This window comes from Novosphingobium organovorum (assembly GCF_022832435.1).
Lineage (GTDB): Bacteria > Pseudomonadota > Alphaproteobacteria > Sphingomonadales > Sphingomonadaceae > Novosphingobium > Novosphingobium organovorum.
Window position 1 is genome coordinate 1 of sequence record NZ_JALHLF010000057.1, and the last position, 23,343, is coordinate 23,343.

At 60.5% G+C, this 23,343-nt stretch carries 23 protein-coding genes and 2 pseudogenes; 5 read left to right on the forward strand and 20 right to left on the reverse strand.

Annotated features, from left to right (window positions below; all coding sequences use genetic code 11):
- Positions 1-408, reverse strand: a pseudogene (locus MTR62_RS13460) (hypothetical protein); the annotation flags it as partial.
- A 535-nt stretch (positions 409-943) separates the two neighbouring features.
- Between MTR62_RS13460 and MTR62_RS13465 the strand changes: the two are divergent.
- Together MTR62_RS13465 and MTR62_RS13470 are read left to right on the forward strand one after the other, a co-directional pair.
- A complete protein-coding gene (locus tag MTR62_RS13465; protein ID WP_244021728.1) occupies positions 944-1,825 on the forward strand; it encodes an ArdC family protein in 882 nt (293 codons plus the stop codon).
- Positions 1,822-2,106 carry a sigma factor-like helix-turn-helix DNA-binding protein gene (locus tag MTR62_RS13470; protein ID WP_226637512.1) on the forward strand — a complete coding sequence of 95 codons (285 nt, stop codon included), beginning with the start codon at positions 1,822-1,824 and terminating at the stop codon, positions 2,104-2,106. The genes MTR62_RS13465 and MTR62_RS13470 overlap by 4 nt, the downstream gene beginning before the upstream one ends.
- Before the next feature lie 58 nt (positions 2,107-2,164).
- Here MTR62_RS13470 and MTR62_RS13475 read toward each other — a convergent pair whose 3' ends face one another.
- The 5 genes from MTR62_RS13475 to MTR62_RS13495 form a co-directional block, all read right to left on the reverse strand.
- Entirely contained in the window at positions 2,165-2,380 is a 216-nt protein-coding gene (locus tag MTR62_RS13475; RefSeq protein ID WP_407672685.1) for a helix-turn-helix transcriptional regulator, read from the reverse strand.
- A gap of 728 nt (positions 2,381-3,108) precedes the next feature.
- On the reverse strand, positions 3,109-3,618 hold the full coding sequence (locus MTR62_RS13480; protein WP_244021730.1) for a helix-turn-helix domain-containing protein: 510 nt from the start codon (positions 3,616-3,618) through the stop codon (positions 3,109-3,111).
- 362 nt (positions 3,619-3,980) lie between these two features.
- A complete protein-coding gene (locus MTR62_RS13485; protein ID WP_244021732.1) occupies positions 3,981-4,568 on the reverse strand; it encodes a hypothetical protein in 588 nt (195 codons plus the stop codon).
- A gap of 315 nt (positions 4,569-4,883) precedes the next feature.
- Positions 4,884-5,096 (reverse strand): conjugal transfer protein TraD, encoded by a 213-nt coding sequence (locus tag MTR62_RS13490; RefSeq protein WP_244021734.1) that lies wholly within the window; start codon positions 5,094-5,096, stop codon positions 4,884-4,886.
- 16 nt (positions 5,097-5,112) lie between these two features.
- Complete coding sequence (locus MTR62_RS13495) at positions 5,113-5,442, reverse strand: conjugal transfer protein TraD (RefSeq protein WP_244021736.1); 330 nt, start codon at positions 5,440-5,442, stop codon at positions 5,113-5,115.
- 171 nt (positions 5,443-5,613) lie between these two features.
- Between MTR62_RS13495 and traA the strand changes: the two are divergent.
- The 3 genes and pseudogenes from traA to MTR62_RS13510 all read left to right on the forward strand — a co-directional run bounded on the left by traA (position 5,614) and on the right by MTR62_RS13510 (position 10,484).
- A pseudogene (gene traA, locus MTR62_RS13500) lies at positions 5,614-8,457 on the forward strand (Ti-type conjugative transfer relaxase TraA).
- A 9-nt stretch (positions 8,458-8,466) separates the two neighbouring features.
- A complete protein-coding gene (locus MTR62_RS13505) occupies positions 8,467-9,168 on the forward strand; it encodes a DUF6118 family protein (RefSeq protein WP_244021737.1) in 702 nt (233 codons plus the stop codon).
- Positions 9,169-9,341: 173 nt separating this feature from the next.
- Positions 9,342-10,484 carry a hypothetical protein gene (locus MTR62_RS13510; protein WP_244021738.1) on the forward strand — a complete coding sequence of 381 codons (1,143 nt, stop codon included), beginning with the start codon at positions 9,342-9,344 and terminating at the stop codon, positions 10,482-10,484.
- Positions 10,485-10,618: 134 nt separating this feature from the next.
- On the opposite strand, the gene MTR62_RS13515 is transcribed toward MTR62_RS13510, so the two are convergent.
- The 14 genes from MTR62_RS13515 to MTR62_RS13580 all read right to left on the reverse strand — a co-directional run.
- The gene (locus MTR62_RS13515; protein WP_244021739.1) at positions 10,619-11,017 is read right to left on the reverse strand and encodes a holo-ACP synthase; all 399 of its coding nucleotides are present in this window, start codon (positions 11,015-11,017) and stop codon (positions 10,619-10,621) included.
- Positions 11,014-11,319, reverse strand: coding sequence for a hypothetical protein (locus tag MTR62_RS13520; protein WP_244021740.1), 306 nt, complete (start codon positions 11,317-11,319; stop codon positions 11,014-11,016). The genes MTR62_RS13515 and MTR62_RS13520 overlap by 4 nt, the downstream gene beginning before the upstream one ends.
- Positions 11,320-11,528: 209 nt before the next feature.
- On the reverse strand, positions 11,529-12,626 hold the full coding sequence (locus MTR62_RS13525; protein WP_244021741.1) for a nucleotide kinase domain-containing protein: 1,098 nt from the start codon (positions 12,624-12,626) through the stop codon (positions 11,529-11,531).
- Between the two features lie 42 nt (positions 12,627-12,668).
- A complete protein-coding gene (locus tag MTR62_RS13530) occupies positions 12,669-13,400 on the reverse strand; it encodes a dCTP deaminase domain-containing protein (RefSeq protein WP_244021743.1) in 732 nt (243 codons plus the stop codon).
- Positions 13,400-13,978 (reverse strand): hypothetical protein, encoded by a 579-nt coding sequence (locus tag MTR62_RS13535; protein WP_244021744.1) that lies wholly within the window; start codon positions 13,976-13,978, stop codon positions 13,400-13,402. Before MTR62_RS13535 ends, MTR62_RS13530 begins: the two co-directional genes overlap by 1 nt.
- Complete coding sequence (locus MTR62_RS13540; RefSeq protein WP_244021745.1) at positions 13,975-14,796, reverse strand: thymidylate synthase family protein; 822 nt, start codon at positions 14,794-14,796, stop codon at positions 13,975-13,977. Before MTR62_RS13540 ends, MTR62_RS13535 begins: the two co-directional genes overlap by 4 nt.
- Positions 14,793-15,437 carry a C1 family peptidase gene (locus tag MTR62_RS13545; RefSeq protein WP_244021747.1) on the reverse strand — a complete coding sequence of 215 codons (645 nt, stop codon included), beginning with the start codon at positions 15,435-15,437 and terminating at the stop codon, positions 14,793-14,795. The genes MTR62_RS13540 and MTR62_RS13545 overlap by 4 nt, the downstream gene beginning before the upstream one ends.
- Positions 15,434-16,453: an ImmA/IrrE family metallo-endopeptidase gene (locus MTR62_RS13550; RefSeq protein ID WP_244021750.1), complete on the reverse strand. Its 1,020-nt coding sequence runs from the start codon at positions 16,451-16,453 to the stop codon at positions 15,434-15,436. Before MTR62_RS13550 ends, MTR62_RS13545 begins: the two co-directional genes overlap by 4 nt.
- A complete protein-coding gene (locus tag MTR62_RS13555) occupies positions 16,446-16,802 on the reverse strand; it encodes a helix-turn-helix domain-containing protein (RefSeq protein ID WP_244021751.1) in 357 nt (118 codons plus the stop codon). The genes MTR62_RS13550 and MTR62_RS13555 overlap by 8 nt, the downstream gene beginning before the upstream one ends.
- Positions 16,803-16,812: 10 nt before the next feature.
- Positions 16,813-17,193 carry a hypothetical protein gene (locus MTR62_RS13560; RefSeq protein WP_244021760.1) on the reverse strand — a complete coding sequence of 127 codons (381 nt, stop codon included), beginning with the start codon at positions 17,191-17,193 and terminating at the stop codon, positions 16,813-16,815.
- Positions 17,194-17,844: 651 nt separating this feature from the next.
- Positions 17,845-18,459 carry a DUF4276 family protein gene (locus MTR62_RS13565; RefSeq protein WP_244021762.1) on the reverse strand — a complete coding sequence of 205 codons (615 nt, stop codon included), beginning with the start codon at positions 18,457-18,459 and terminating at the stop codon, positions 17,845-17,847.
- A 175-nt stretch (positions 18,460-18,634) separates the two neighbouring features.
- On the reverse strand, positions 18,635-19,846 hold the full coding sequence (locus MTR62_RS13570) for an AAA family ATPase (protein WP_244021764.1): 1,212 nt from the start codon (positions 19,844-19,846) through the stop codon (positions 18,635-18,637).
- Between the two features lie 1,122 nt (positions 19,847-20,968).
- Entirely contained in the window at positions 20,969-22,108 is a 1,140-nt protein-coding gene (locus MTR62_RS13575) for a glycoside hydrolase family 43 protein (RefSeq protein ID WP_244021770.1), read from the reverse strand.
- Positions 22,109-22,163: 55 nt separating this feature from the next.
- A partial coding sequence (locus MTR62_RS13580; protein WP_244021772.1) for an SGNH/GDSL hydrolase family protein occupies positions 22,164-23,343 on the reverse strand: 1,180 nt, incomplete at its 5' end.

Here is a 23,343-nt window from a genome sequence, read left to right on the forward strand (position 1 = left end):
ACGTTGTTCGGCCGGGGCAATGCCGCGCACCGCCTGATCGGCGGGCGCGCGCCCAGGGTGCGGCAGCTTCGCCTTAAAATAGCCGGGAGGCAGTCGGTAGCGCGCCTCGATGCGCGCAAGCACGTCCAGGCTCGCGACGTTGCGGGGCAGACGCTTGCCCAGGCTCCAGCCCTTGAGCGTGTCGGCATGGAAGGTCTCGCCGGGGCGAATGATCGCGCGATGGAGGAGAAGGCTCGTTTCATCGAAGCGCTTCATGTGCAGCCGCAGAGCTTCGTCGAAGCTGTCCGGTTCCTCCCATTCCTGGAACTGCGCAACGGGACGTTCGGCCGGTTGCCTGCGCTTCGCTCCCCGTTTTCCCTGCCCCTGTGTTGGGGCCGCTGTTGGTTTCTGGGGGCTGGGGCGGGGCATGGAATTCTTTCGGCCAGGGTGTGAGGCTTGCCGGGCGAGTGAAGCCCGATCGCGAGGGCGCGGGCCTATTCCTCAACGAGGTGACTAAGTCACTATGCTGGAATGAAAATTCAGAGGGTATCTTGTGGTTCGATGTTGGTAGCAGGTTGTAGGCGGGGGCTGACCCGCGCCTGCGGCGCGGCCGGGCTCTATTTCGCTTACGCTCAACCGAGCCACCGACTGCGCCGCCGTCTCGTCGGCAGAGCCGTGACGATCCCTGTCAGGAAGCGGACTGTCTTGATCAGTCCGCCGATGGTCGCCGCGCATGAGGCGCGGCGGCGTTGAGCCTTGACGGCTCCGTGGTGGCGGGGGGCGTCGCGGCCCTCTAGCCCCGCCTCGACGGTGCGCAACCCGTCCGCTGCGCTGCCGGGTGCTCCTCTTCGTTTCGCCCCTTCGGGTGCGCCCCGCCTTTAGCCGGCGGGGCTTCTGGTCTGCTCCTGCCGCCCCCCGCCACCCTGGCGCCGGTCAATGGCGGTTGAGGAAAGGAGCAGGAGTTATGGCCGACCGTCAGAGCCTTTATGGCGAAGTGACCGCACGTGTGATCGCCGAGTTGGAAGAAGGGCGCCTTCCGTGGGTGCAGCCTTGGGACAAGGTCCGGTGTGCATGCACGATGCCGCACAACGCGGTGTCCGGACGAGTGTACTCCGGAATTAATGTGCTGATCTTGTGGTGCGAGGCGGTGGAGCGTCAGTTCACGTCGCAGCGCTGGCTTACCTACAAGCAGGCCGAGAAGGCAGGCGGGCATGTCCGGCGGGGCGAGAAAGGCACGGTCATTTGCTATGCCGACCGCTTCACCCCCAAGGACGAGGCCGCGAAGGCCGCAGGCGAGGACCGTGAGGCGCGCACGATTGCCTTCCTGAAGCGCTTCACGGCGTTCAATCTCGATCAGATCGAGGGGCTGCCTGAACAGTATGCGGAAGAACCGGGAGTGCCCGATCCCGTCATGGCGATTGCTGAGATGGACAGGCTAATTACCGCCAGCGGTGCCGACTTCCGGATCGGTGGGAGCGAAGCATTCTATTCGCCCAAGCAAGACTATGTGCAGGTGCCCCCACAGGCAGCCTTTCATGAACCGGTGAACTGGTTTCGCACGGCACTGCACGAGCTTGGCCATTGGGCTGGCGGCAAGGGACGGCTGGAGCGCGATCAGAGCGGCAAGTTCGGTTCGGCCTTGTACGCCAAGGAGGAACTGGTCGCCGAAATGACCTCCGCCTTTGCCTGCGCGTCGCTGGGCATCGAGCCCACGGTTCGCCATTCCGATTACATTGGGGCGTGGCTTGAAGTCCTGCGCGCCGACGAGAAGGCGATCTTCCGGGCGGCAAGTGCAGCCAGCAAGGGCGCTGACTACCTCCTTACTTTCGGGGAGGACGTGGCATGATGCGGCGTTTCTATCAGCTGGAGCAGGCTATCCGCGAAGCGTTCCTGCGCGATGCCTTCCCCGAGTACGAGGATCCGCAGTTGCGGCGGATAGCGCGGGCCGTTCATTCGCTGCCCCGCTTCCACCGTCAGCTGTTCTGCCTCGTGCGCTACGAGAACTGGTCCTACGACGAGATCGCCGCGCGCTTCGATATCAGCGTGCGCAGGGTGGAGATCGAGATGGGCCGTACCTTCTTCATGTTGAGCCAGTCGCTGGATCGGCAGAAGCGCAAGGGCTGGTGAGCAAACGGGCGCGCCCGCTGGTGCGGGCGCGCCAGACTCCTGCTGGATTTGACGGTACTCATGCCTGAGGCGGAAAGTCATCAACCGAGTAGAAGATGGGATTGCGCATCCATTCGGTGACGGCGCTTTCGCGCCAGCCGCAGCATCGTTCGGCGAGGCGCACTTGCCTCGGGAAGGTCCCGCTCTGAATCTTGCGGTAGAGGGTCGCGCGGGAAAGCCCCGTGCGATTGAGCACATCGCCGAGGCGAAGAAAGCGGTCAGGGGGCGTCATCATGTTCATGTGGCATGTCCTCCGATTTGGTGAGGTGGACTGGCCGGCCACGAACAAGAATGGGCTAAAGCGAGGCAGGATCAAGAGCATGCGGCCGCTGGCTAGAGCGCAGAACCTGGCGAAGTGAACGATCCGGGACGTCTAAGGACGGTTGGGGACGAGCGAAAAAATATTCCGCCCGAATTTCCATTTTGACGTTCTGCTCGCAAGCCGTCTCAACAGGCATCGGGAGCCACCTGATATACCGAATATCTGACCGAATCACTCAGCGTAACGCACCGATGGATGGACGGCAGCGCTGCATTCGCACACCGTAAAACTGATTTCAGTTCCGGGCCAAGGCCCACTTTTGAATGGCGTGTTGGGGCATGTAGGCGAATGTCGCGTTTGGAGCTGAGTCGCGGTGATAGCTGACACTCACACTACGTCGACTACCAACCAATTTTCGCCGTTCCTCTGTCACTTCTGGAAAGTTGGCTTCCAGCGGAACCGCATTTCTATATGCTGGCCTCCGCTGGTCGGCTAAACGCCTATGCCGGCCGTTAAACAGAATCTAGGTAATCCTGAAAACCCCGATTGTCGTATTGGTGGGAGAGGGAAAGCGCTGTGTCTCCGTCAGCAAGCTAGGACACAGCACGAAACGACGAATCGCAGCAAGTTCCAAAGATATTGCCGCGGTAACCCCAGGAAAACGCTTCGCCCGGTTCAACTATGCCTGTGCCCTTGGGAACTCATTCCCGCAATTGTAACGCGCGGAAAGCTGGGTCCAACGCGAATTGGAACACGGGGGCGATCGTTATGGTGCCATCGGGATTAGTAATTGGCCCGTTCAGTATCGAGTGAATGATAAACGAATTATGTCCCTGTTGACGAAACCCTGGTGAATTCCAGTATTCTTGAGCAGCCGACAGTAAGGCATCTTCCTTAAGTTCAAGTTCTGTGAAAAGAACGGCCCAATGACTCCCATCTGGATGATTCCACCTATTTCCAAGCATAGCTGCATATCTCTCTGCAGTTGCCATAACAGCGGACGCTGCCACTTGCATTACATTGCAAACACGTAGAAAAATTTCGAAAGACAAGGGGCTCTTGCCGGCTTCTATCTTCGTCCAAGCACTTGCTGTCTTCCCAATAGAATCAGCGATTTGAGCTTGGTGGAGGCGCCGTTCCATGCGGAGTTCGCGTAATAAAATCACCAAAATGCTCGATGCGGTCGTAACCTTTTCTTCGGTCTCAATCATAAGCGCTCCTCGGCTGCGAGCAGGCCGCCAGCCTGCTTAGTGAGAACATACGTGTTCCTCTCAGGAATGTCAATGTTCCTGTTGACGCATTGAAGGAGGCTGGCGCTTTTACTCCGAGATCGTGTTTAAAGAGCCCAAGCCTCATCCCGCGAATTGCCCGACCTTCACGTTCCTCACCGCTGCTGGTTACCGTACAGACGTTCGGTATTCAGGTTAGAGTGACCTTATACCCAAATCTGTGAACGGCAGAAGCGGCCCACGTCTCGTCACATCTGGATGTACGCCTCCTGACGTGCGAAAGTCGTGTTGGAGGGGCTAGCAAGGGCGCAAAACAGAGACATTTCGCGCTTCTTATCCAAGGATCAAGAAGGCCTGCCCCGCGCCCTTCCCCGCGATCGCGCATGCCCCGTCACATGACACACATGATCGACAAGCCCGCAAACCAACGCGCGAACCGTGTCCGGCGTAAACCCGCCTTCATCCGGCAACTGCCCGCCAGCCACACTCTGCTGGTTCCATTTCCAGTACGGCGAGAGCACCTGCATCAACCGCTCCGTCTCGGGGCAATCATAGCCAAACGCCGTGACGTTCGCATAAGCCAGCGAACGGTCGACATGCAGGCCAACATGCCGCGCGCACCAGCTGTCCGGAAAGCCCACATCGAGCAGATGCGAGGATAACGCCAGCTGCGCAACGATCCCGGCGGTGTAGAGAAAATAGGGCCAGTCGCTCCGGCCATTGGGTTCTAGTCCGTGCATGAATTCCAGCGCCCGTTCGTAGCGCGCCCGGCTAAGGCTGCGCCCTTCCTGGGTGCGCAGCAATCGAACGGGCTTGGCACCGTAGATCTTCCAGAGCGCAGCGAGTGCGGAATTGTCGTTTGGCAAGGAACGCAGCGCTGCGGAAACAGCGGCGATCTCATCGGGTGAAGCAACAGAAACAAAGCTGTCCATCGGCACCTCCGGGTCCGCATCTGGGCGGTGGAGCGGAAGAGGCGAGACATCTGCGGACCAGTCCCGAACTCCCGCACACTGGGCGCGGGAGCCGCCGGAGCTGGTAACATGCAGATCACATGCGCCGCCGCCTTTCACCCGAAGGCTTGGACATACGCGACGGCACCCCGGAAAACTGTGTCTTCCGAGCTTGATCGATCTGCGGGATTACCAGTCCCGGCGCTGCCCTTTGCGCAGCGCCCTTGCACGATACCAGAGGTGAATCTTTACGCCAAGGCCGGTTCAGTCGCGGGCCGTTTGGTGCGTAACTGATGGCTACGTGATGGCGTCTTGCGCGAAGGCGCGTTTGCCCCTTCGCCGCCACAGCGTCAGCGCCTGCTCGCGATCCTCGGTTCGCAGTTTGGCTGCGGCTTCGACAAGCAGGCCAAGGATCACCGCTCGGTCGTCGTCGGTCAGCTCGACAAGCCCGGCTTTCACGACCAGCCCGCCCAGCTCGATAAGCTGGCGGGTACGTTCGCGCCGCTTCACCTGCCACTCGCGTGTGTCATGCCGTGCCTGGCCCATCGAACAACGGTTGCGCGCTGCCCGGTTCCGGTGCAGCGCGGCGCGGCTCGCCACCAGTTCGCTGGCGAGCCTTTGCCTTCCCTTCGCCCGAAAAGAACGCCGCGCCCCGTTTGCGCCACGCCTCCTTCTTCGCTGCATCGGTTGCGCTGGCGGCATCGAGCAGAACGCCCGCCAGCTCTTCTGCCGAGAGAGCATCGGCGCCGGTCGCGGTGACCAGCTCACCAAGCTGCGTCACCTTGCGGCTTTTGAGTTGCTTTGCCTTGTCGGTCAGCGCCTTCAGCTCGGCATCGTAGTCTTTGGGTTTGCGCATGGTCCGTCCTTTCGTTGAGGAAGTCGGACCATTGCGCTATCGGGAGTCTCAGCCCCCCTCAATAGCGTGAAATCCTCTGGGATTTCGTGTTCCCGAGTGCGATGAAATCGTTCGAGGGCGCGCTTATACGTCGTGCCGACGTGCGCTTTCAGGGGTAATTGGTCTGTCGCCATGGCGATCTACCACTTCTCGGCCAAAGTCATTTCCCGCGCCGCCGGATCGTCCGCCGTGGCCGCTGCCGCCTACCGCTCGGCCTCGCGGCTCCACGACCAGCGGCTCGAACGTAGCCATGACTTCACCAACAAGGCCGGCGTCGTTCATTCCGAAGTCCTGCTCCCCGAGCATGCACCGGAGGAATGGCATGACCGCGAGCGCCTCTGGAATGATGTGGAGGCCGCCGAAAGGCGTAAGGACGCGCAGCTCTCGCGCGAGGTCGAGTTCGCCATCCCGCGTGAGATGAAGCAGGCCGACGGCATCGAACTGGCGCGCGACTTCGTGAAGCGCGAGTTCGTCGATCGCGGCATGGTCGCCGACCTCAATGTGCACTGGGACATGGGGCCCGATGGGCTCGCCAAGCCGCACGCCCATGTGATGCTGGGATTGCGCGAAGTCAGCGAAGAGGGCTTTGGCGCGAAGGTGCGCGACTGGAACCGCACCGAACTGCTTACCCACTGGCGCGAGGCTTGGGCACAGCACGTCAACACCCGGCTGGCCGAACTCGATATCGACGCGCGGGTCGATCACCGCTCGCTGGAAGCGCAAGGCATCGAGCTGGAGCCACAGAACAAGATCGGCCCCGCCGCTTCGCGCATGGTCGAACAAGGCCTGGAAAGCGAACGCCTCGACGAGCATCACGCCATCGCACGGGCCAACGGCGAGAAGCTGCTCGCGGCCCCGCACATCGCGCTCGATGCGATCACCCATCAGAAGTCGACGTTCACCAACCGCGACCTTGCCATGTTCGTCCACCGCCACAGTGAGGGAAAGGAGCAGTTCGACCAAGTCATGGCGGTGGTAAAAGCCTCGCCCGAGCTGGTGAAGCTGGGCAAGGACGGGCGCGGCGAAGACCGCTTCACCTCGCGGGCCATGCTGGAGACCGAGCAGCGGCTTGAACGGCAAACCATCCGGCTCGATGCCGAGCGTCATCACAGCGTGCCAGACCGACACCGCGACCGCGCCCTCACGCGCGCCGAGGCGCGTGGCATGGTGCTTTCACCCGAGCAGCGCGGGGCCTTTGAACATATCACCGATGCGCGCGGGATCAGCAGCGTCATCGGCTATGCCGGGACCGGCAAGAGCGCGATGCTCGGGGTTGCGCGCGAGGCCTGGCACTCGGCGGGCTATTCGGTCCACGGCGCAGCGCTCTCAGGGATAGCGGCTGAGAACCTCGAACAGGGTTCGGGCATCGCCAGCCGCACACTCGCCAGCCTCGAACACCAGTGGGGCCAGGAGCGCGAGTTGCTGACCAGCAAATCTGTGCTCGTCATCGACTAAGCTGGCATGATCGGCACGCGCCAGATGGAGCGCGTGATGCGCGAAGCCGAGAAGCGCGGCGCCAAGGTCGTGCTCGTCGGCGATCCCGAGCAGCTCCAGGCGATCGAGGCGGGCGCGTCTTTCCGCAGTATCGCCGAGCGGCATGGTGCGGTCGAGATCACCACCATTCGCCGCCAATCCGAAGAATGGCAGCGCGAGGCGACGCGACAGCTTGCCACCGGGCGAACCGGCGAAGCGCTCGCCGCGTACGAGGACGCGGGCCATGTCCATGCGGCCGAGACGCGCGAGGACGCGCGCGCCAATCTGATCGAGCGCTGGGACACGGATCGGCAAGCGCATCCTGACGCCAGCCGGATCATTCTCACGCACACCAACGATGAAGTGCGCGAACTCAACGAGGCCGCGCGCAATCGCCTGCGCGTTGCGCAGATGCTGGGGCAAGACGTGGGGCTGACAGTGGAGCGCGGCGAGCGGGCATTTGCCTCGGGCGACCGCGTGATGTTCCTCAAGAACGAGCGCAGCCTTGGCGTGAAGAACGGGACACTCGGCACCATCGAACATGTCAGCACCACCGGTATGCGCGTGCGCACCGATGACGGGCGGTCGGTCGCCTTCGACATCAAGGACTATGCCCACGTCGATCACGGCTACGCCGCGACGATCCACAAGTCGCAGGGCATGACGGTGGACCGAGTCCATGTGCTGGCAACGCCCGGGCTCGATCGACATGCCTCCTATGTCGCGCTGTCGCGGCATCGGACCCAGGTCGACCTGCATTACGGGAAGGACGACTTCGCCGAGCGCAGCCGGCTTGTCCGCGCGCTCAGCCGCGAGCGCGGCAAGGACATGGTCTCCGACTACACCCGCGCGCCGGAGCGCGTACAGAAGCCCGAGCGAGAGCCGAAGAACGAACCCGAGGTTCGGCGCAATCCCTTTGCCGGGATGCGGTTCAAGGTGCAGCCGGAGCCAACCATTCAACACGCCCAGCCACTCGACGCCGCCGTCGCGCGCTACGGGCGGGCACTGCGCGACATCGACCGGATGCAGCGTCAACGGCTCAATCCGATTATCAGCCAGGTGCACGCCCTCGACCGCGCAGCCAAAAGCCTCGATGCCCAGCGGCCGCACGCGGCAGAGGACATGTACGCCGCGATGAGCAAGGACCCGTCGCTGATCGATGAGGCCGCTCAGGGCAAAAGTACCCGAGCCATTCAGGCGATGCGGCTCGAAAGCGAGATCCGTATCGCGGCCGATGAGCGCGCCGATCGCTTCATCGAAGAATGGCAGACACGCACCCGTCAGTTTTTGCGCATGCAGAAGATGGGCGATCCCTTGGGCGCCGAACGCGCGGCCGAACGAATCGATTACCTCTCGAAGAGCTTCCATCGCGATCCGGAACTGGAATCCCGGCTCCACAGGAGATCCTATGAGCTGGGCTTCAAGCCCCGCGAAGGCAGTACCCTGTCTCGGGACATGCAAGATTGGATCAGCCGCTCGCGCTCACGCGGGCTTGAGCGGTAGCCTTCGCGGATGACCGAAACCAACCCACCTGAAGAGCTCGATGCTGCCGAGGCATTCGAGGCCATGAACCTCCGTCTCGCCGGAATGTCAGCGGCCATTGATGGCTTTGCCGCGCGCTTCGATCATTTGCAGGAGCGCGACTACAGCGCGGACTTGGCCCGGATCGATGGGCGGATCAATCAACTAGGCAAGGAAGTCCAATCCCTGAAAGGTCAGCCCGCAATGACCTTGACGCCCGAACGTGTAAACAGCCAGATCAAAGCGGCTGCACAAGAAGCGCGGCAGGCGGAGCAGGTCGCCTGGACCCGGGCCCGCAATGAGCTGAACATCGAGGCAAACTCGATCCGTGAAGTCGTCTATTCAGCTCGGGAGGCAGACAAACAGGACAAGTTGCTTCTCTACGTTCTGGGTGGTGGCTTCGTGATGGGCGCAATGCTGATGTTCTCTGCCCCAACTGTCGCCCTGGATATCGCACCGGAGAGTTGGCATTGGCGTGAGAAGTCAGCTGTGGCGGCCATGAAGCGCGATGGCTGGACTGCTGGCGAGCGCCTTATGCAGGTCTACGATGCGAAGCGCTGGGCGGAAGTGGCTCACTTCCTGCGATTGCCGGACGAGGAGCGCGCCAAGTTCGCCGAGTGCGCGACCAAGGCGGAGGAGACGCAGAGCCAGGCCACCTGCCCTATCCACATGAGTTCGACGGGCGGCAGATAAGGGCGGTGCTCCGCCCCCTGAAACTTGGACCATTCACAGCTAGATTTTTTGGCCGTAGATTTCCTTGGCTAGGCAATTTTTTCCATGAACATGCACATTGTTTTCCCTTGTAAGATCTTCCTTTTTCTTTCTAATCCATAAGAGGATAAGGCGTATATAATAGGGACAATCGGATGTTTGGCAGTATCAGGAACTTGCTGTCTGCATTTGGCACGCAGAACATCGAGGTCTATGAATGGGCCGCCAAGGATGTCCGTAAACCCCGGCTGCCTAATGGCCCGGTCTGGGACAATCTGGCTACTTCGAGATCGACCCTGCATTTCACCGGCTGGGATCTTGCCCATGCAGTCGTCAAGGCTGACTACCTGGTTGAACGCAACTACCTGCTGCCGGGCCTTGGCCTGCTTCTGCAACTCGATCAGATCATCTCTTTTCGCGCAGGCTCAAATATGCGCCTTATCGCGGGCAGCCCTGCAACGCTCAATGACTTCACAAAATCGAGTCTTACCGGTCGCCTTGGGCAAGGCCTCTCTCTCCTATTCGCGCAGCAACGAGGGTATCAGTTTGCCGGCCACCTAGCCTCGGATCCCGCCGTTATTAGCCACCTTGCCTCTGGCAACGCCAAGACCGATCGGGCAGCCGACTTCCTGTTCGAGACCCACTCCAGCCAGCGCATGATCCTTGAGTCCAAGGCAAGCTTTTCGGAACCGGACAATGATCCTTCCAAGATCAAGTCGAAGCTCAAGAGCGCGCTGACCAGCCAAGTAGATTACTGGATATCAAAAATCACGCCCAAGGCGTCGAAGGGTTATGCGGTCTACAGCTGCCTGCGCGAAGTAGGCAATCCCACTCCTTCAGCGCTGGTGTTTGTCGATCCTCCCGGGGAGACCGGCCCGAACCCGATAGATCTGCCTGAAACCTGGGTGAGGCAGAGGAATTTCTCGGCATGGATGCGCGTTATGGGTTTTGATGCGGCAGCGGCCGGCATGATTTCCGGCAGAAGGGACGGCATCGCGCCAACTCCGGTTAGCGTTCTGACCATTGAAGGACGGGATTTCGCGATATCCCCGCTTATGGTCGGTCCGGAGCCGGGACACTTGTTGTGCGCTGGCCTCGACATGGACGTGATGCTGGCCATCATAGGATATCTCAAGGGCGATGATGCCAGTCTTATGACCCTGGAGAGCATTGTACCGCGCGACGGGGGTAAGAGGCAACTAGGAGATCAGCCATGGAGCATCTTCCCGGATGGGTCCTTCTTCGGCCTCGTTAGATTAGCTGACCCGAACATGAGCCTGAAGCCTTTCAAGCCCTGATACGTGTGTGGGGGGGGGGGGGGGAGGGGGCTGCGGCCCCCGCCAATCGCGGAGGCAATCCCTAATTCAAGGCTGTCGCCCAAATTCGATAGGTGCAGATAAATGAACGATTTCGGCAACAAATAGATTTAAATCTATAATATTTCGATCACGACGAATGCGAAGGCCAGTCCCTTGCGCGATCCGATGTCAACGTGGATCGTGAAGTCGCTGCCATTGGGTACCATCGACAAGAGATGCCTCAGCGCGCCCTCATGGAGAACCAGTAGGGTAGTTCCCGGCCTCTGGATGACCTGGATATCGTACCAGTCCACGTCGTCGGCGATGCCTGTACCAAGAGCCTTGGCGCAGGCTTCTTTTGCACAGAAGGCCCGCGCATAGAATTCGGCCGCATCGCCGAAGGGCGGCGATGCCTCCAACTCTTCGAACGAAAACACCTCTTCGAGATAGCCCGGTCCAAAGCGCCTGAGCGACCGCCGAAGGCGTTCAACCCAAAGGATATCCGAGCCGATGCCAAGGATCAGGGACCTCACCAGAGCATGCGGATCGCAAGTGTGGTTGCCAGAAATGTCAGGATCCAGAACAAGGCGCTCACCGCCATCCCACCGAATCTGATGCCCCAGCTCACAACGGCGCCGGAGCCACCGATCGCTCTTGCGGTCAGTGTCACGCTGAAGGCCATCACTGCCGCAAAGGGAACGCCGGCGATGGCAGGCATGTGGAGCCTGACCAACTGGGTCCACTCGTCGGCAGCCAGGATGCCTCGGCACCACCAAAACCCGAAACCGAGCGCCACCAGAAGCCCGGTTGCCACAGTTCCGGCCACCACCCGCACGGCGCGTGAGTCGTTGGAGGCCTTGCGCTGGATAGAGGAACCGGCCTCGTTCTTCTGGGGCTCTCCCGAAGTGGCAGCCTCGTCTGTCCCAGTTTCCCCCTTGTCGCCAGGGTCACAAGACAATGGGGCCGTAACCGGCGGAGTATGGCGTGGGCTGACAGTAAAGGTTCTTGGAAGTCTCTCCCGCAGCGTCCTTGACCGGCGCCAGGTCATGAGAACAATCCAAGTTTCGTAGGCCTAATGCGGGGCCTGTCTTGGGTCGATTGCTGCACGGAGAGCCCCCATTTCGGTGGAAACAGCGGTGCGATCAGATGATCCGCACTTGGTCGATAGCTTTGCTTTATGCGGGTGCGACCGCTCACCCCTGGCACAGACGGATGAGCAACCCGTGCGTATTTCGAGATTTCACACAGCAGGTTTTGACAGTCGATCGGCTGCAGCCTTCGTCCGTAAAGCGTCTGAAAATCGAGGCCACGCTCACGGAAGGCTTGTTCCTGCTGGTCGCAGATCCAGTGAATGGCTTCTTCCGGGCTGTGCTTTCCGAGACTGGAAAAGCATTTGGCCAGACCATCGAGAGCTCCAGGCCCGGCGATAACAAAATCGGCCTCGTCATGATCGATGAGTGATGAATAATTCAGATCGATAGCATATTGAAATGCTAGAAATTTCCCGATCCCGGAATAGCCCAGCAAAATCTCGTAGACATTCGACAAGGTTGGCAGCTGGCGGATACGATCCGGAACCCTATCTTTCATCATCGCGGACAAAAGAGCCAGATGATTGGTGTGTTTGCGCGCATAGCCGAATTTGGGCGCCGGCATGATGTAGGCCGCCGAGTAGAGACGCGCGCCTGCCGACATGGCTTTGTCCAGGATCGCGTTCACTGCCTCGAAATTGAAATCCCGCCATCTGACCGGACCTGCCTCACGCTCAAGGTGCTTCCAAGTTTCAATCTTGTTGAAAACCTTGAACAGCAGCGTGCGAAAGAAAACCTCATCCGGCTCGGCGGATCGCTCAGGATGATATTGCACCTCCCGGATCAGGTACTGGCTGACCCGATCCGCCGCGCGATAGGCATTTGTGAAGCGATAGGTCGAGATGATGGGATCATGTGTCCATGGACCGACAGGGTCGGACAGACGTCTGAAATAGACCGCCTGCCTTTCAGCTGCAAATTTCCAATAGGTATCAAAAACTTCAGTCGGGATCATACTCTGCTCACAGGCGGCGGGCTTAGGATCGGCCGGCGGACAGAGGCAAATTAAACCATCTCCACCCCACTGGCGCAAGCCGCCGCGCTTAGACACGCTCGAGCCCCCGTCAAGCCCAACCCGATGTTCTGCCTGTGGCTAAGGATGCCCGCTCGCCGAGCCTGCCACCGCCTGGGCCGCATGGTCGGGGGGGCGATCAATCGTGCATTGCTTCACACCAAAGCCGATCGCGACACTCATGGCAGCTGCCAACGCCCATTTGAGTACGGCCTGCTCCCGCTCAAGGGACGTCACTCGATCCGAGACCTTCTTGTCATTATCGCGGATGGTGCTCTCGAGGCTAGCGAATGACTGCGTCCCCTTGGCGAGCCCCGTCATCAGCTCAAAGGGGATCGAATCGTACCCCTTCTTGCTCTCGCCTGGACACGCCGCCCCGTCCAGATCGGCAAACCAGATCAAAAAGCATTCTTCGAGGTAATCGAGGTGGACTGGATTGGGGCCCGCGTTAAAGACTGAGAAAATCAGCTTGCCCTTGAAGCAGGGGTCGACGTGGAAGCCGGACACGTTGACAAGACCTGCAAACTTGTACTTAGCCCTTATTGAAATGAAGGCAAGATTCCCTTCCGGCACCTCAATCGTTTCATCGGTCAAGATGAAACCAAACTGACCCGATGCGATCGTAAAGCTCGTCTGGTTGGGGCCCAAAACAGTCTTGGGCTTGTTTCGCGGATCATCGGCCTCTCCGGTGGGAGAGACATAGACCTCGCTTCCTACGCGCAAACGGTAAGCCGCCCCATCGACCCGACTTTCGCTGAAGCCGGAAATCAGGGGCTCGAGCTTGCTTTTGAGCTTTTGCGCTCCCCAAAACATCAGCCATCCGCTCCCATGCGGCCCGCCTGGATGAAATCATCGAACATCGATCGCTTTTCCACATCGCGCAGCCGGGTTTTGTATTGGCCTTCGATGTCAAGGCCGACCCCCGCTGCGGATGATAGAACGATACGGGCCAACTCGCCGTTGGCCTCTTTCATGGTCTTCTTGAAAGGAAAATCCTCAAGATGGTCCAATGCCTCACAGGCTTTCGAGAGCGCGCCGACTTCGCGCACAAAGAAGCGCCACATCATTCCTTGTGGCACCACATCGAGCCCATCAGCCGATTTGGAACTAACGCCACCTGCCTGCGCTCGCAGGTCCCTGCCCAGATCCTGCCCCAACGTGTTGGCGATGGCGAGGATGATGGCCAGGGAATCTACCAGCGCGCGGTCGAGTTTACCCTTGTCGCCACTTTCCTCAGATTCGGCGAGATAGGCGGCATATTTGGCCATATGGAGGGAGAAGTGCTTCATCCTGAGAGCAGGGGGCATCGCGGCGACATCAGCATGATAATCCATATCATGCCGGTGCTGATGCCATTGCAGTGCCCTCAAATTTTCAAAGTCAAAAATCACGTCATCATTTCCTCGCGCTCTTGCGCATCTGAATAGATTTTCGAGCAGTCCGCCAGCAGCCTATCGAGGTCCTTTTGCGTCCAGCGACCGCCGCATTGCCCGCCATTGCCGCTGTCCGCCTTGGCATAGGTCGAGTTGATTGTCAGACTGCCAATTGCCAGCCCCGTCTCGACCGAGATGAAATACAGCAGCCGCCCAAGTCCGACCATGTTGCCGAAAAGGCGTCGAATGTAATAGTGAGACCGGTATGTTGCATTGAGGTGAACTGCGCCCTTGTGGCTCTTGAAACTCAGATGACTGAGGCAAGGGCCGCCGTAATGCGGGCGGCGATCGATAGCCCCGTCGTAGATGCAGATCTCTTCCTCGATTGCGGGCCCCACGCCCAACTCAAAGGAAGCGACGTATTTACTGTAGTTTTTCATCTTCGCCACTAAGTCGGACAAGGGGTTGTAGAGGGTCCCGTCGCGATCTTTCTGACGCACCAACCGGTGCGCATAGGTGCCCCAGCCCCTGTCGGTTCTTGCCGCATGAATCTCCTTTATCCTGCGCGGATAATCCTCATAGACGCCGGCCGCGCCGCCCTTCTCGTAGCAATCGAGCGGGAAGATGGTTTCTGCGACCGTATGGATGCTATAGGCACCGTGGTCGGAAAAAAATTGATCCATGGCAAGCCAGACGTCGCGGTCTGCGACCTCTAGGACGGTGGGCTCGCGCACATGGAGAAATACATTCAGGTCTTCATGCCTGTGGCAATCATTTACATAAGAGGCAGCCTTAAGCCAGACCTCGGGAATTGTTCTGCCCTCGAGGAGTTTCATGCTCGCCTCGCTTTGAAAGTTGCCGTTTCCTGCAAATGCAGGTCAATAAAGTCCCGCCTGAGCCAAGCATGGCCGCCGATGCCCCAGGACGCTCCCCAACTGTTGCGTATCAACAGAAAATCACTCTGCAGATCCGTACCATGACCAATCGCCAGCACAGCATGCCCCCCACGCTGAATGTCCGTAGCGCTCGGCACAATGTATCCTTGCTGATCAGGCTGATAGAACTGGTCTCCGATGATCAGGCCCAGAATGACGGGATGGCCTGCGCTGACCTGCGCCACGATGCCGTCGAAGGTCAGCTTGCCCAGCTGTAATTCCCCCCGGATTGCGGGCCCGGAGATTCTCGGTGGTCCCCAATGAAGCGGCATGACGCTCAGATATGGCCATTCGGCTTCCACCGGTTGCCCGTCATGTAGAAGGGCCTCGGCAGCCGCCGCCATGGTCGTGCCGGTGCCCGGATGGCCTCCCGGCGTTCGTCCGACGGCATGATAGTAGAGATACTCGACCGAGAGATGCTCGGCGGCTAGGGCATGTTTCTCATTGGCCGCAGAAGTTGCAAAAGCCAAGCACGTGGGACGGCGCCCCTGATCCCTCACGCCCAACAGTTCGGGCCTCAGATCTTTGGCGACGACGATCAATTGCCCAGACCCAGTCTCGCGCGGTCAGCACGCGACAGGCCGGGGGTCTCCGGACCACTCAAAGCAATGGCCAAGGCAAAATGGGGATCATCCTCGTGATCTGGTCCCCAGGGCTGCCTCTCGCGCAGATCAATCCGGTTAAGGCCGGGCTGCTGCGCCCGTGCGATCATTACCCTTCGCGAAGGAGCCCCATAGAGCAAGGGTGCGTGCTGGAAATCGGAGTGGTCTTCCAGCAGGTCCCAACCGAGGACAGCAAGGCTCTCCACCGTCCACCTGTGGCCGGATGCGGGCGCTTCGCTCAGCTCGATACGCAGGAGATCGGCCGGATTGCCGGTCAGGGAGGCGCCATGGTCCCGCTCTGTCACCCGCCAGACATCCGACCAGGAGTCTGCCGGGCGGTGCCCGTCTCCAAGACCGCTTTTCAGATCCGCCAGCTTGGCCTTGCGGAGGGACTGAACCTGCCGCCAATCCATGATCTTGTGGCTCAAAAGGCCCCAGCAGGCCGCCTCATAACTGACAGACATCCGTAGAGCCAGCTGATAGATGGTCGCCGGCATCTTCAGATCATAGGTAAGGGTCCAGCCTTGCTTCTGGATGTGGTGTCTGTAGAGCCAGCGGGGCAGGAGGAATTCGGCTGCGAAGGCATCGGCGGCAACTTCCTGGAGGTCGCGCCCGCCGTCGTCGTAGTTTGGTCCGCGCTCGAGGATTTCTTGATCGACACTCCCCATGTGCTCAAGCGAGGCGTGGCCCAGCTCATGGGCGGCGGTAAAGCGCTGGATGTGCAGGCCGCGCCGAGTGGTGATCATGATGCCGCTAAGCGGGGCAGGAAGACACAGGCCGAGTGCTGAATCGAGCGGCTTGAAGACCAGAGGGATCCCGAGTTCGGCAATGGCGCCGAACACATCAATGACACCGTCACCCTGTGTGACGCGCTGGCGCAGCCCAAGGTCCGAATGGAGCCTGTTGGCCATCGCTACGGCATCGAGCCGCGCTTCATCCGCAGAAGATCTAGGCACGTCCATCTTTCCTAGGGCCACGCGCCTGCAAGAATTCTGCAAAGCGCAAAAGCTCGTTGCGATCATTGTCGGACAGCTCCGTCGCGGCGCGCGCTAGAGCGTGGACGCTTTCCGGCAACGGAGGCAACGCCGATGTCCCAGCCAGAGCATCCACCGATTGGCCGTAAACCCTGGCGAACCGTGCCAACTCTTCTGAATCGACCTTTCGTCTACCGTTTTCAATGAGTGACAGCGCTGAACGCGGGATGCCGACCGCCGCCGCAGCCTCTTCCTGTTTGAGCTCGAGGAACTCACGGGCCTTGCGGAGTCGCTCGCCGATGCCGCCCAAATTGTCTGTTATCTCAGTCATTCGCGTACCCTTATGCCGGCTCGGAAACCTTGAACGGCCGGCGCTTTTTTACCTTCAATTCGCCCGTGTAGACGCGTTCAAGCTTCGGTACGAGATCTGAGATCATTTCATCACAGCTGGCATACCCACCCTGTTTGATAATTTCCGGGGGCAGCTCGATATCCAGAACTTGGCGGGTCACGCGGCTTGCGTCGATGACACGCTTTGAGTCGATGGCCGGGCGCACACCAATGATGGAGCCGCCCCCTCCTGATGGAGGTGGAGGCGCCGAGCCGTCGATAGGCTGCGTCTCGTCCTCAAACCAAGCCTCCAATTCGGCGACCAGCTTTGCTTGCTTTCGCCGGAACTCTTTTCGCAGATCCTCGGTGCCCGACTCCATACCAAGCTCCATGTTCGATTTCCAAACATGATCGTGATTAAGGTCCGATTTGTCAACCTTGGGGGTAATGCAGGATCAGTTTTTGGATATATAAGCATAGGCATCTGATTATATGCAGTAAATTTCTATGGACCTGCCACGCCATCCCTCTTTGGTACAGCGGCTGAAAATTAATTGTTGCATAAACGAGGTTTCGACAGGCTCGCAGAATTCGTTACGTGGCGACTGAACGAAAGTCAGTTTGAACCGGAAAGCTCCTTGGAAAGTGCTGTTCCGGACTGTCTAACCTAACTGCAGCGATTCTCTGTTCTCAAACCAGATGCTCTACGGCTTGGCATGACGGCTATATGCAAATTCGCCGCCATGTAAGCGGACCTTCCTGATTGTTCGACAAAGCGGACAAGATGACCAGCTGGCACATTACACTTAGATGTCCGCTACAGATGAGTGCAATTTGGCCGTTGAACGACCATAAAGGGTCGTTTGCTGGGTCCAACGGCCTTGTCCTGGGGGGGTACTGCCGTTCCCAGCTGATTCGCCGAACGGCGCTCTCACTGTAAGTTGCCTTTTGGGGGCAACTCTCGACCGAGTCTTTGAGATAACGGCATGGAACGACGACCTGAACGTCCCGGATGCCCTTTCAAAGTTTTTCGGAAGTTTTCGCTAGGCTGCGTGGCTAATCGCGAGCACTTCCAGGCTGAGAAGAAATGGCTCAAGACTGATGGGACACCGCTCACGCGCCGTGTCCAGGTTGGTCGCCCGCGCGATCTCTGCCCTAGTATCTGTGCCGTCGGAGACACCGGCCGCATCGCACACGCGTTTGAAGTAGCGGTGCGGGTGGCCCCCTTGCGGATCGTCCCGATGGCCCCAGATATTTTCAGGCCAGCGCGGCAGTTCTGTCCCGGCATACCCTGCAAAGCTACGCCATGCCGCCGGATCGGCCATCATCCAGCATTCTGATGCGGACATGGGGATGCAGGCGATACACATGAACTCCTGCTCTGAAGCCTGGAACCCCGCGTCCACCTCGGCCATCAGACGTTGCCACTCGCTCTCCTCCTTGGAGTCGGTATCGACCATGAAGATCATAGCGTCATAGCCGCCTGCAATCGCGCGCAGCTTGGCTGCTAGCGCTTTGGCGCCATGCCCTCCCGGAAGTGGCGGGCCGTGGCCGCCACTTCGCAGCGTCGTCAGATCCCGGCGGGTTAGCACCGAGATTTCGACGTCGCCTCCCAAAACCTTTCGGATGAACGGCTGCATCCAGCCATCGAGGCTCACGTGCTCGCGCCGNTCAGATCCCGGCGGGTTAGCACCGAGATTTCGACGTCGCCTCCCAAAACCTTTCGGATGAACGGCTGCATCCAGCCATCGAGGCTCACGTGCTCGCGCCGTCGCTCATCCCAATGATGGGGCTTTCCGATCTCGTGAGGGCCTTCGCCGCAGACGACGACCTTCAATGCCAGCGTTCCTCGGTCTCGTCGGCTTCCCGAGAGCCTATGCGGCGCGCCTGATCTTCGATCACTGAAAGCTCGGTGTTGGCCCATAATTCGCCGGGGCCAAAGAACTCGTTGCCCATCTGAAACACCGGCAGACGCTCGACCGAAGTCGCAATCGTGCGCCCTTCCGTGCTGCGCGTCAGGAGCCGCAGTTTGCTCGTACCAACCACGTTGGCCAAAAGTGGCGAATGGGTTGTCGCAATTATCTGAGCGGGCGTTTCAGCGGATATGAGCTCGATCAGCGGTCCCAGAATGTGAGGCTGGATACCGTCCTCAACTTCGTCGAGAAGGATCATGCTCACATCGCGCATCTCGGGGATCGCACAAAAAGCGAGGACACGCATGAAGCCATCACTCATGTGGCCGGATTGGATCTTGCCCATGCCGCGGTATGCTTCTGCAAGCACAAGGTCGATCCACCCGGACTTCTTGCGGACGGTGTTCAAATCGGAGAGCGGATAAAAGAGCGCCACTCGACCCTGCACCCGCACGCGCTGCTCTGTGGTCAAGCCGGCAAGGAACCCGGCAAGACGATCCCCGCGGCTTCCCAGGTTTCCGGTGCTCGGTCCGGTCCCGGCCTTCATCGCTGTGGGCGACAGGAGCTCGAGCGACTCAATTCCGCTGAGCCATTGATAGAGATCGACCAGTGGATCACGCTCATTTTCATCAAGGTCGTCGATCTGGACCAAGCCCAAGATGCTTCCTTCGAACGTGAACGGCGGGATATTCTGCCCCCTTGCTCGTCCGCCGCCCTTTGCCTTGAATTTTAACTGCGGCAGCCAGTCATCATCACCGGAAAGGCGCAGATCAACCCGTTCGGAACGCAGTCTTTCTGCCGTCGCATCCCATTTTATCGTCCAACGAATTTCATCGTTTAAATTGGCAAGAAAATAAGCCTCGATGTTGATGAAGTTGCTACGCGAATGGAGCCCCTTGAATCGAATATCGGCGGCCGACCATCCGCGTTCCTCGAAAAACAGCGATGGCTTGCCCTGCGCTAAGTGACGCATGAAAGAGAACATCTGCAGAATGCTGCTCTTGCCCGTCCCGTTCATGCCCAGAAGAACTGTGAGTTCGGGGTCCACCCGCATCGTGAACTTATCGACGGCCTTGAATCCGGAGACGGAAATGCGCTGGAGCCTTAGCACTTGGTCGGGTTCTCTTTTCATAATCGTTCGATGACCCGAAGGGGGCCTGTCGGTGAGACGCTAGCTCAAATCATGGCATCGCGAAACCGAACATGAACCGCTTGGACGGATTCGGGGATGGGCGAGCAGTGTGCAAACCTCGCTCTAATGGCCATAGGCAGAGTTGACGAGCCGAGTGCCGCTTCGCCGATCAGCCGCTGTCCATTTGGATTACCGCTGCCATCACCGTGGTTAAGGAAGCCTCAGTCGCAGCAGGCGCTGGTAGTCTGCTGGCCTATGCCGACATCCAAACATAGGCACCATCGGCTTGACCGACACGCCAAGTATCAGCGAACCGAATTAACGGCCATCTCCAAGCGCCTGATAGTTCACTAAATGCGCTTATGTGACGGGAGCAATTATCTAGGTGGGCCATGAATGACCACCAGTCCCGGCCGAAGTCCTTGACGCTGCGACATGGGAACGACCGGGTGTGGTCGGAGCCAGGCGGTCTGCACCTAGGAGCCGAAATTTTACCGCTGAGCGTCTCATATGGGGCGTTACGCCCTTGTCGTTGGGACCCAGGCTGCTGTGGGCGAATCGCCGCGCCACTTGACGAACTGGGGCGTGCAAGCCTCTGCGGCCTGTTAATGCGGAAGACTGCGACATGCAGTGCGATGTGATACCCCTTGAGATCACGTCACATCACAGTGTGAAGCGGGCGGGACTGGCTCAGGGCCTTGGTTAGCGCAATTTTGAATTTTGAAATTTAGATTCAGTCGCTTGTGCTGTTGTTTGTGAGCCCCTCACCGCCATACCTCTCGGCCGTGATGCGTTCGCCGGGGGCGATTTCGACATTGCCATAGCGCAAGCCTGCCCGCCATTGCGGTGGAGCGGCGTGCTGTCGTTCGTGGATGCCACCGGCTGCAGCATCGGCCTTGTTCCGATCGGACGCTCGAGAGGCACCATGTGGTCTGGTCCGGGCCCCTCGAGCGTCGGGGAGGCTGGAGGCCCTCCCGGTAAGGCCGCCCGATCCGGGAGGAACGGCGGGCGGAATACGGCTCCCTGGAAGCGCCCCGCTCCCAGGCAACCGATTTGGTAACAGCGCTCGGCCGGCGCCGATACCGGTGCCGGTGCCGGCGCAAAGGCCGGACTGGCGGGCAATCAGTGGACGAAAGGATCGATGGTCTGGATCGTGCCGTCGGGGTTGAAGTGGACCTGCGTCACCTTGACGTTGCGCAGATGGTTTTTCCCGCTGCGCTGGGTATCGTGGAAGAACAGCCAGGTCTTGCCGTCCCAGTCGACCATCGACATGTGGGTGGTCCAGCCCTGGACCGGGCGGAGCACGTGGCCCTTGTAGGTGAACGGGCCATAGGGGCTCGAGCCGATGGCGTAGTTCACGAAATGCGTGTCGCCGGTCGAGTAGAGGAAGTAGTACTTGCCATCGCGCTTGTACATCCACGCGGCCTCGAAGAAGCGCTTGTCGTGGTCGCCCCCCAGCACCGGCTTGCCCGCCTCGTCGAGAATGACCGCATCGCGCGGCTTTTCGGCGAACCGCTTCATGTCGCTTCCCATGCGCGCGACCTTGGGCGAAAGAGCGGGCTTGTCGTCCTGCTTCAGATCGGTGTTGCCGGCTGCGGCATCGTACTGGCCGCTGGCCCAGTTCTGCAACTGGCCGCCCCAGATCCCGCCGAAGTACATATAGCTCTGCCCGTCATCGTCGGTGAACACCGCCGGATCGATCGAGAAGCTGCCCTTGATCGGCGCGGGCTCCGCCTTGAACGGGCCCATCGGGTCCTTCGAGGTGGCCACCCCCATGCGGAACACGCCGTCCTTGTCCTTGGCCGGAAAGTAGAGGTAGTACGTGCCGTTCTTGTAGGCCGCATCGGGCGCCCACATGCTCTTGGACACCCAGGGCACGTCCTTCATGTCGAGCGCCACCGGCCCGACCGTGACCTTGCCGCCGATGCGGTCCATCGCCAGCACATGATAGTCCCGCATGGCGTATTGCGAGCCGAGGTCGTCGTCGGGAATTCCGGCGTCGATATCGTGGCTCGGGTAGACGTAGATCTTGCCGTTGAAGACATGGGCCGAGGGGTCGGCGGTGTAGATCGTGTCGACCAGCGGCTGGGCGAGGAACTTGGCGGGATCGGTCTGGACGCCTTCGGGGGCATCGGCGCTCGGTGCCGCGCTTGCGGTATCCCCGCTCGCGGCGTTGTCCGCCGCGCCCTGGCAGGCCGCCAGCGCCAGCGTTCCGGCCAGGACGACCGCCGCCGCCACACCGCGTTTCTCGTGCTTCTTCATCGCTCACTCTCCCAATTCGTTCGGCCGATGGCGCAAGGGGCTGGCCCGGTTCGCCTCAGCGCAGCAATTCCAGCGGTACGGCCTGCGCCATCGCCGCGTAACCGGCCGGACCTGGATGGATGGAATCCCCGCTGTCGTAGCGCGGATCGAGCCGGTCAGGGTGCGCCGGATCGCGCAGCGCCTTGTCGAAATCGATCACCGCATCGAAATGCCCCGGAGTTCGGATCCAGGCGTTTATGGCCTGGCGGTCCGCCTCGTTCAAGGCATCGGGGTGATAGTAGTCCATGCCCATGAAGGGCATGACGGTGCCGCCATAGACCTTGATCCCGTGCGCGTGGGCGCGGCTGACGATCTGGGCGTAAGCGCCGGTTACCTGCGCGACGAGCGCGGCGTGATCGGCCGCGCTGACGGGATGTTCGCGGGTCAGCGTGCCGATGTCGTTGATGCCTTCGAGCACGATCAGGCTGCGCACACCGGGCACCGCAAGCACGTCGCGATCGAAGCGCGCCATGGCGTTGGGGCCCAGCCCGTCGAGCAGGACCCGGTTGCCGCCGATGCCCTGGTTGATGACCGCGACCTTGCCGCCCAGACGCCGGGCGAGACGATCGGTCCAGCGGTCGTTGCCATTGGTGGTCGAGCCGCGCCCGTCGGTGATCGAATCGCCCAGCGCCACCACGACCGGCGTCGCGCAGGCGCGCACTTCGACCCCGGAGACCAGATACCAGCGATCGATCGAACCGCCCCCGGCGAGCGTTTCGTCCCCGACGTGGTTGCCGCTCGTCCAGTACGAGGTGGTGCGCGAGCCGGGATGGCCCGTCTCTCGCGCAGGCGCGGCCGGCAGATGGAGCGAGACCGCCAGATCGGCAAAGGGTGCAAGCGGCATCGCCACCGGATCGGACAGCCATTCGCCGCCCGCTGGAATGACGACGCCGGGCTGCCCGCCGAAATGCAGCGCGACGTTGGAACCGGGCGTGATCGCCGAGCCGCCGGGCTTCGTCGCGAGCGCCAGCGAGACCGCGTCGATCCGCAGCGGCGCGGTGCCGAAGACGTTGGAGAAGCGGACACGCAGCGCCGTGCCGCCGATCGAGGGGCGCAGCACCTGGCGCAGGGTTACGTCGTGCCGCGCGGCTTCGGGCAGCGCGTTGTCGCCATCCGCGATCATTTGCGAAGCGCCCCAGGCCGCGACCCACGGGCAAGCCGCGGGCGCCGTGCCCCTGGCCTGCGCGGCCCCGGCG

Bases quoted from the DNA above. Each gene is read 5' to 3' on its own strand.
- MTR62_RS13495 (WP_244021736.1), bottom strand. From the start codon at position 5,442: ATGCGCAAACCCAAAGACTACGATGCCGAGCTGAAGGCGCTGACCGAC.
- MTR62_RS13570 (WP_244021764.1), bottom strand. From the start codon at position 19,846: ATGAAAAGAGAACCCGACCAAGTGCTAAGGCTCCAGCGCATTTCCGTC.
- MTR62_RS13575 (WP_244021770.1), bottom strand. From the start codon at position 22,108: ATGAAGAAGCACGAGAAACGCGGTGTGGCGGCGGCGGTCGTCCTGGCC.
- MTR62_RS13510 (WP_244021738.1), top strand. From the start codon at position 9,342: ATGTTTGGCAGTATCAGGAACTTGCTGTCTGCATTTGGCACGCAGAAC.
- MTR62_RS13485 (WP_244021732.1), bottom strand. From the start codon at position 4,568: ATGGACAGCTTTGTTTCTGTTGCTTCACCCGATGAGATCGCCGCTGTT.
- MTR62_RS13530 (WP_244021743.1), bottom strand. From the start codon at position 13,400: ATGTTTTGGGGAGCGCAAAAGCTCAAAAGCAAGCTCGAGCCCCTGATT.
- MTR62_RS13465 (WP_244021728.1), top strand. From the start codon at position 944: ATGGCCGACCGTCAGAGCCTTTATGGCGAAGTGACCGCACGTGTGATC.
- MTR62_RS13560 (WP_244021760.1), bottom strand. From the start codon at position 17,193: ATGGAGCTTGGTATGGAGTCGGGCACCGAGGATCTGCGAAAAGAGTTC.
- MTR62_RS13540 (WP_244021745.1), bottom strand. From the start codon at position 14,796: ATGAAACTCCTCGAGGGCAGAACAATTCCCGAGGTCTGGCTTAAGGCT.
- MTR62_RS13470 (WP_226637512.1), top strand. From the start codon at position 1,822: ATGATGCGGCGTTTCTATCAGCTGGAGCAGGCTATCCGCGAAGCGTTC.
- MTR62_RS13505 (WP_244021737.1), top strand. From the start codon at position 8,467: ATGACCGAAACCAACCCACCTGAAGAGCTCGATGCTGCCGAGGCATTC.
- MTR62_RS13475 (WP_407672685.1), bottom strand. From the start codon at position 2,380: ATGATGACGCCCCCTGACCGCTTTCTTCGCCTCGGCGATGTGCTCAAT.
- MTR62_RS13480 (WP_244021730.1), bottom strand. From the start codon at position 3,618: ATGATTGAGACCGAAGAAAAGGTTACGACCGCATCGAGCATTTTGGTG.
- MTR62_RS13555 (WP_244021751.1), bottom strand. From the start codon at position 16,802: ATGACTGAGATAACAGACAATTTGGGCGGCATCGGCGAGCGACTCCGC.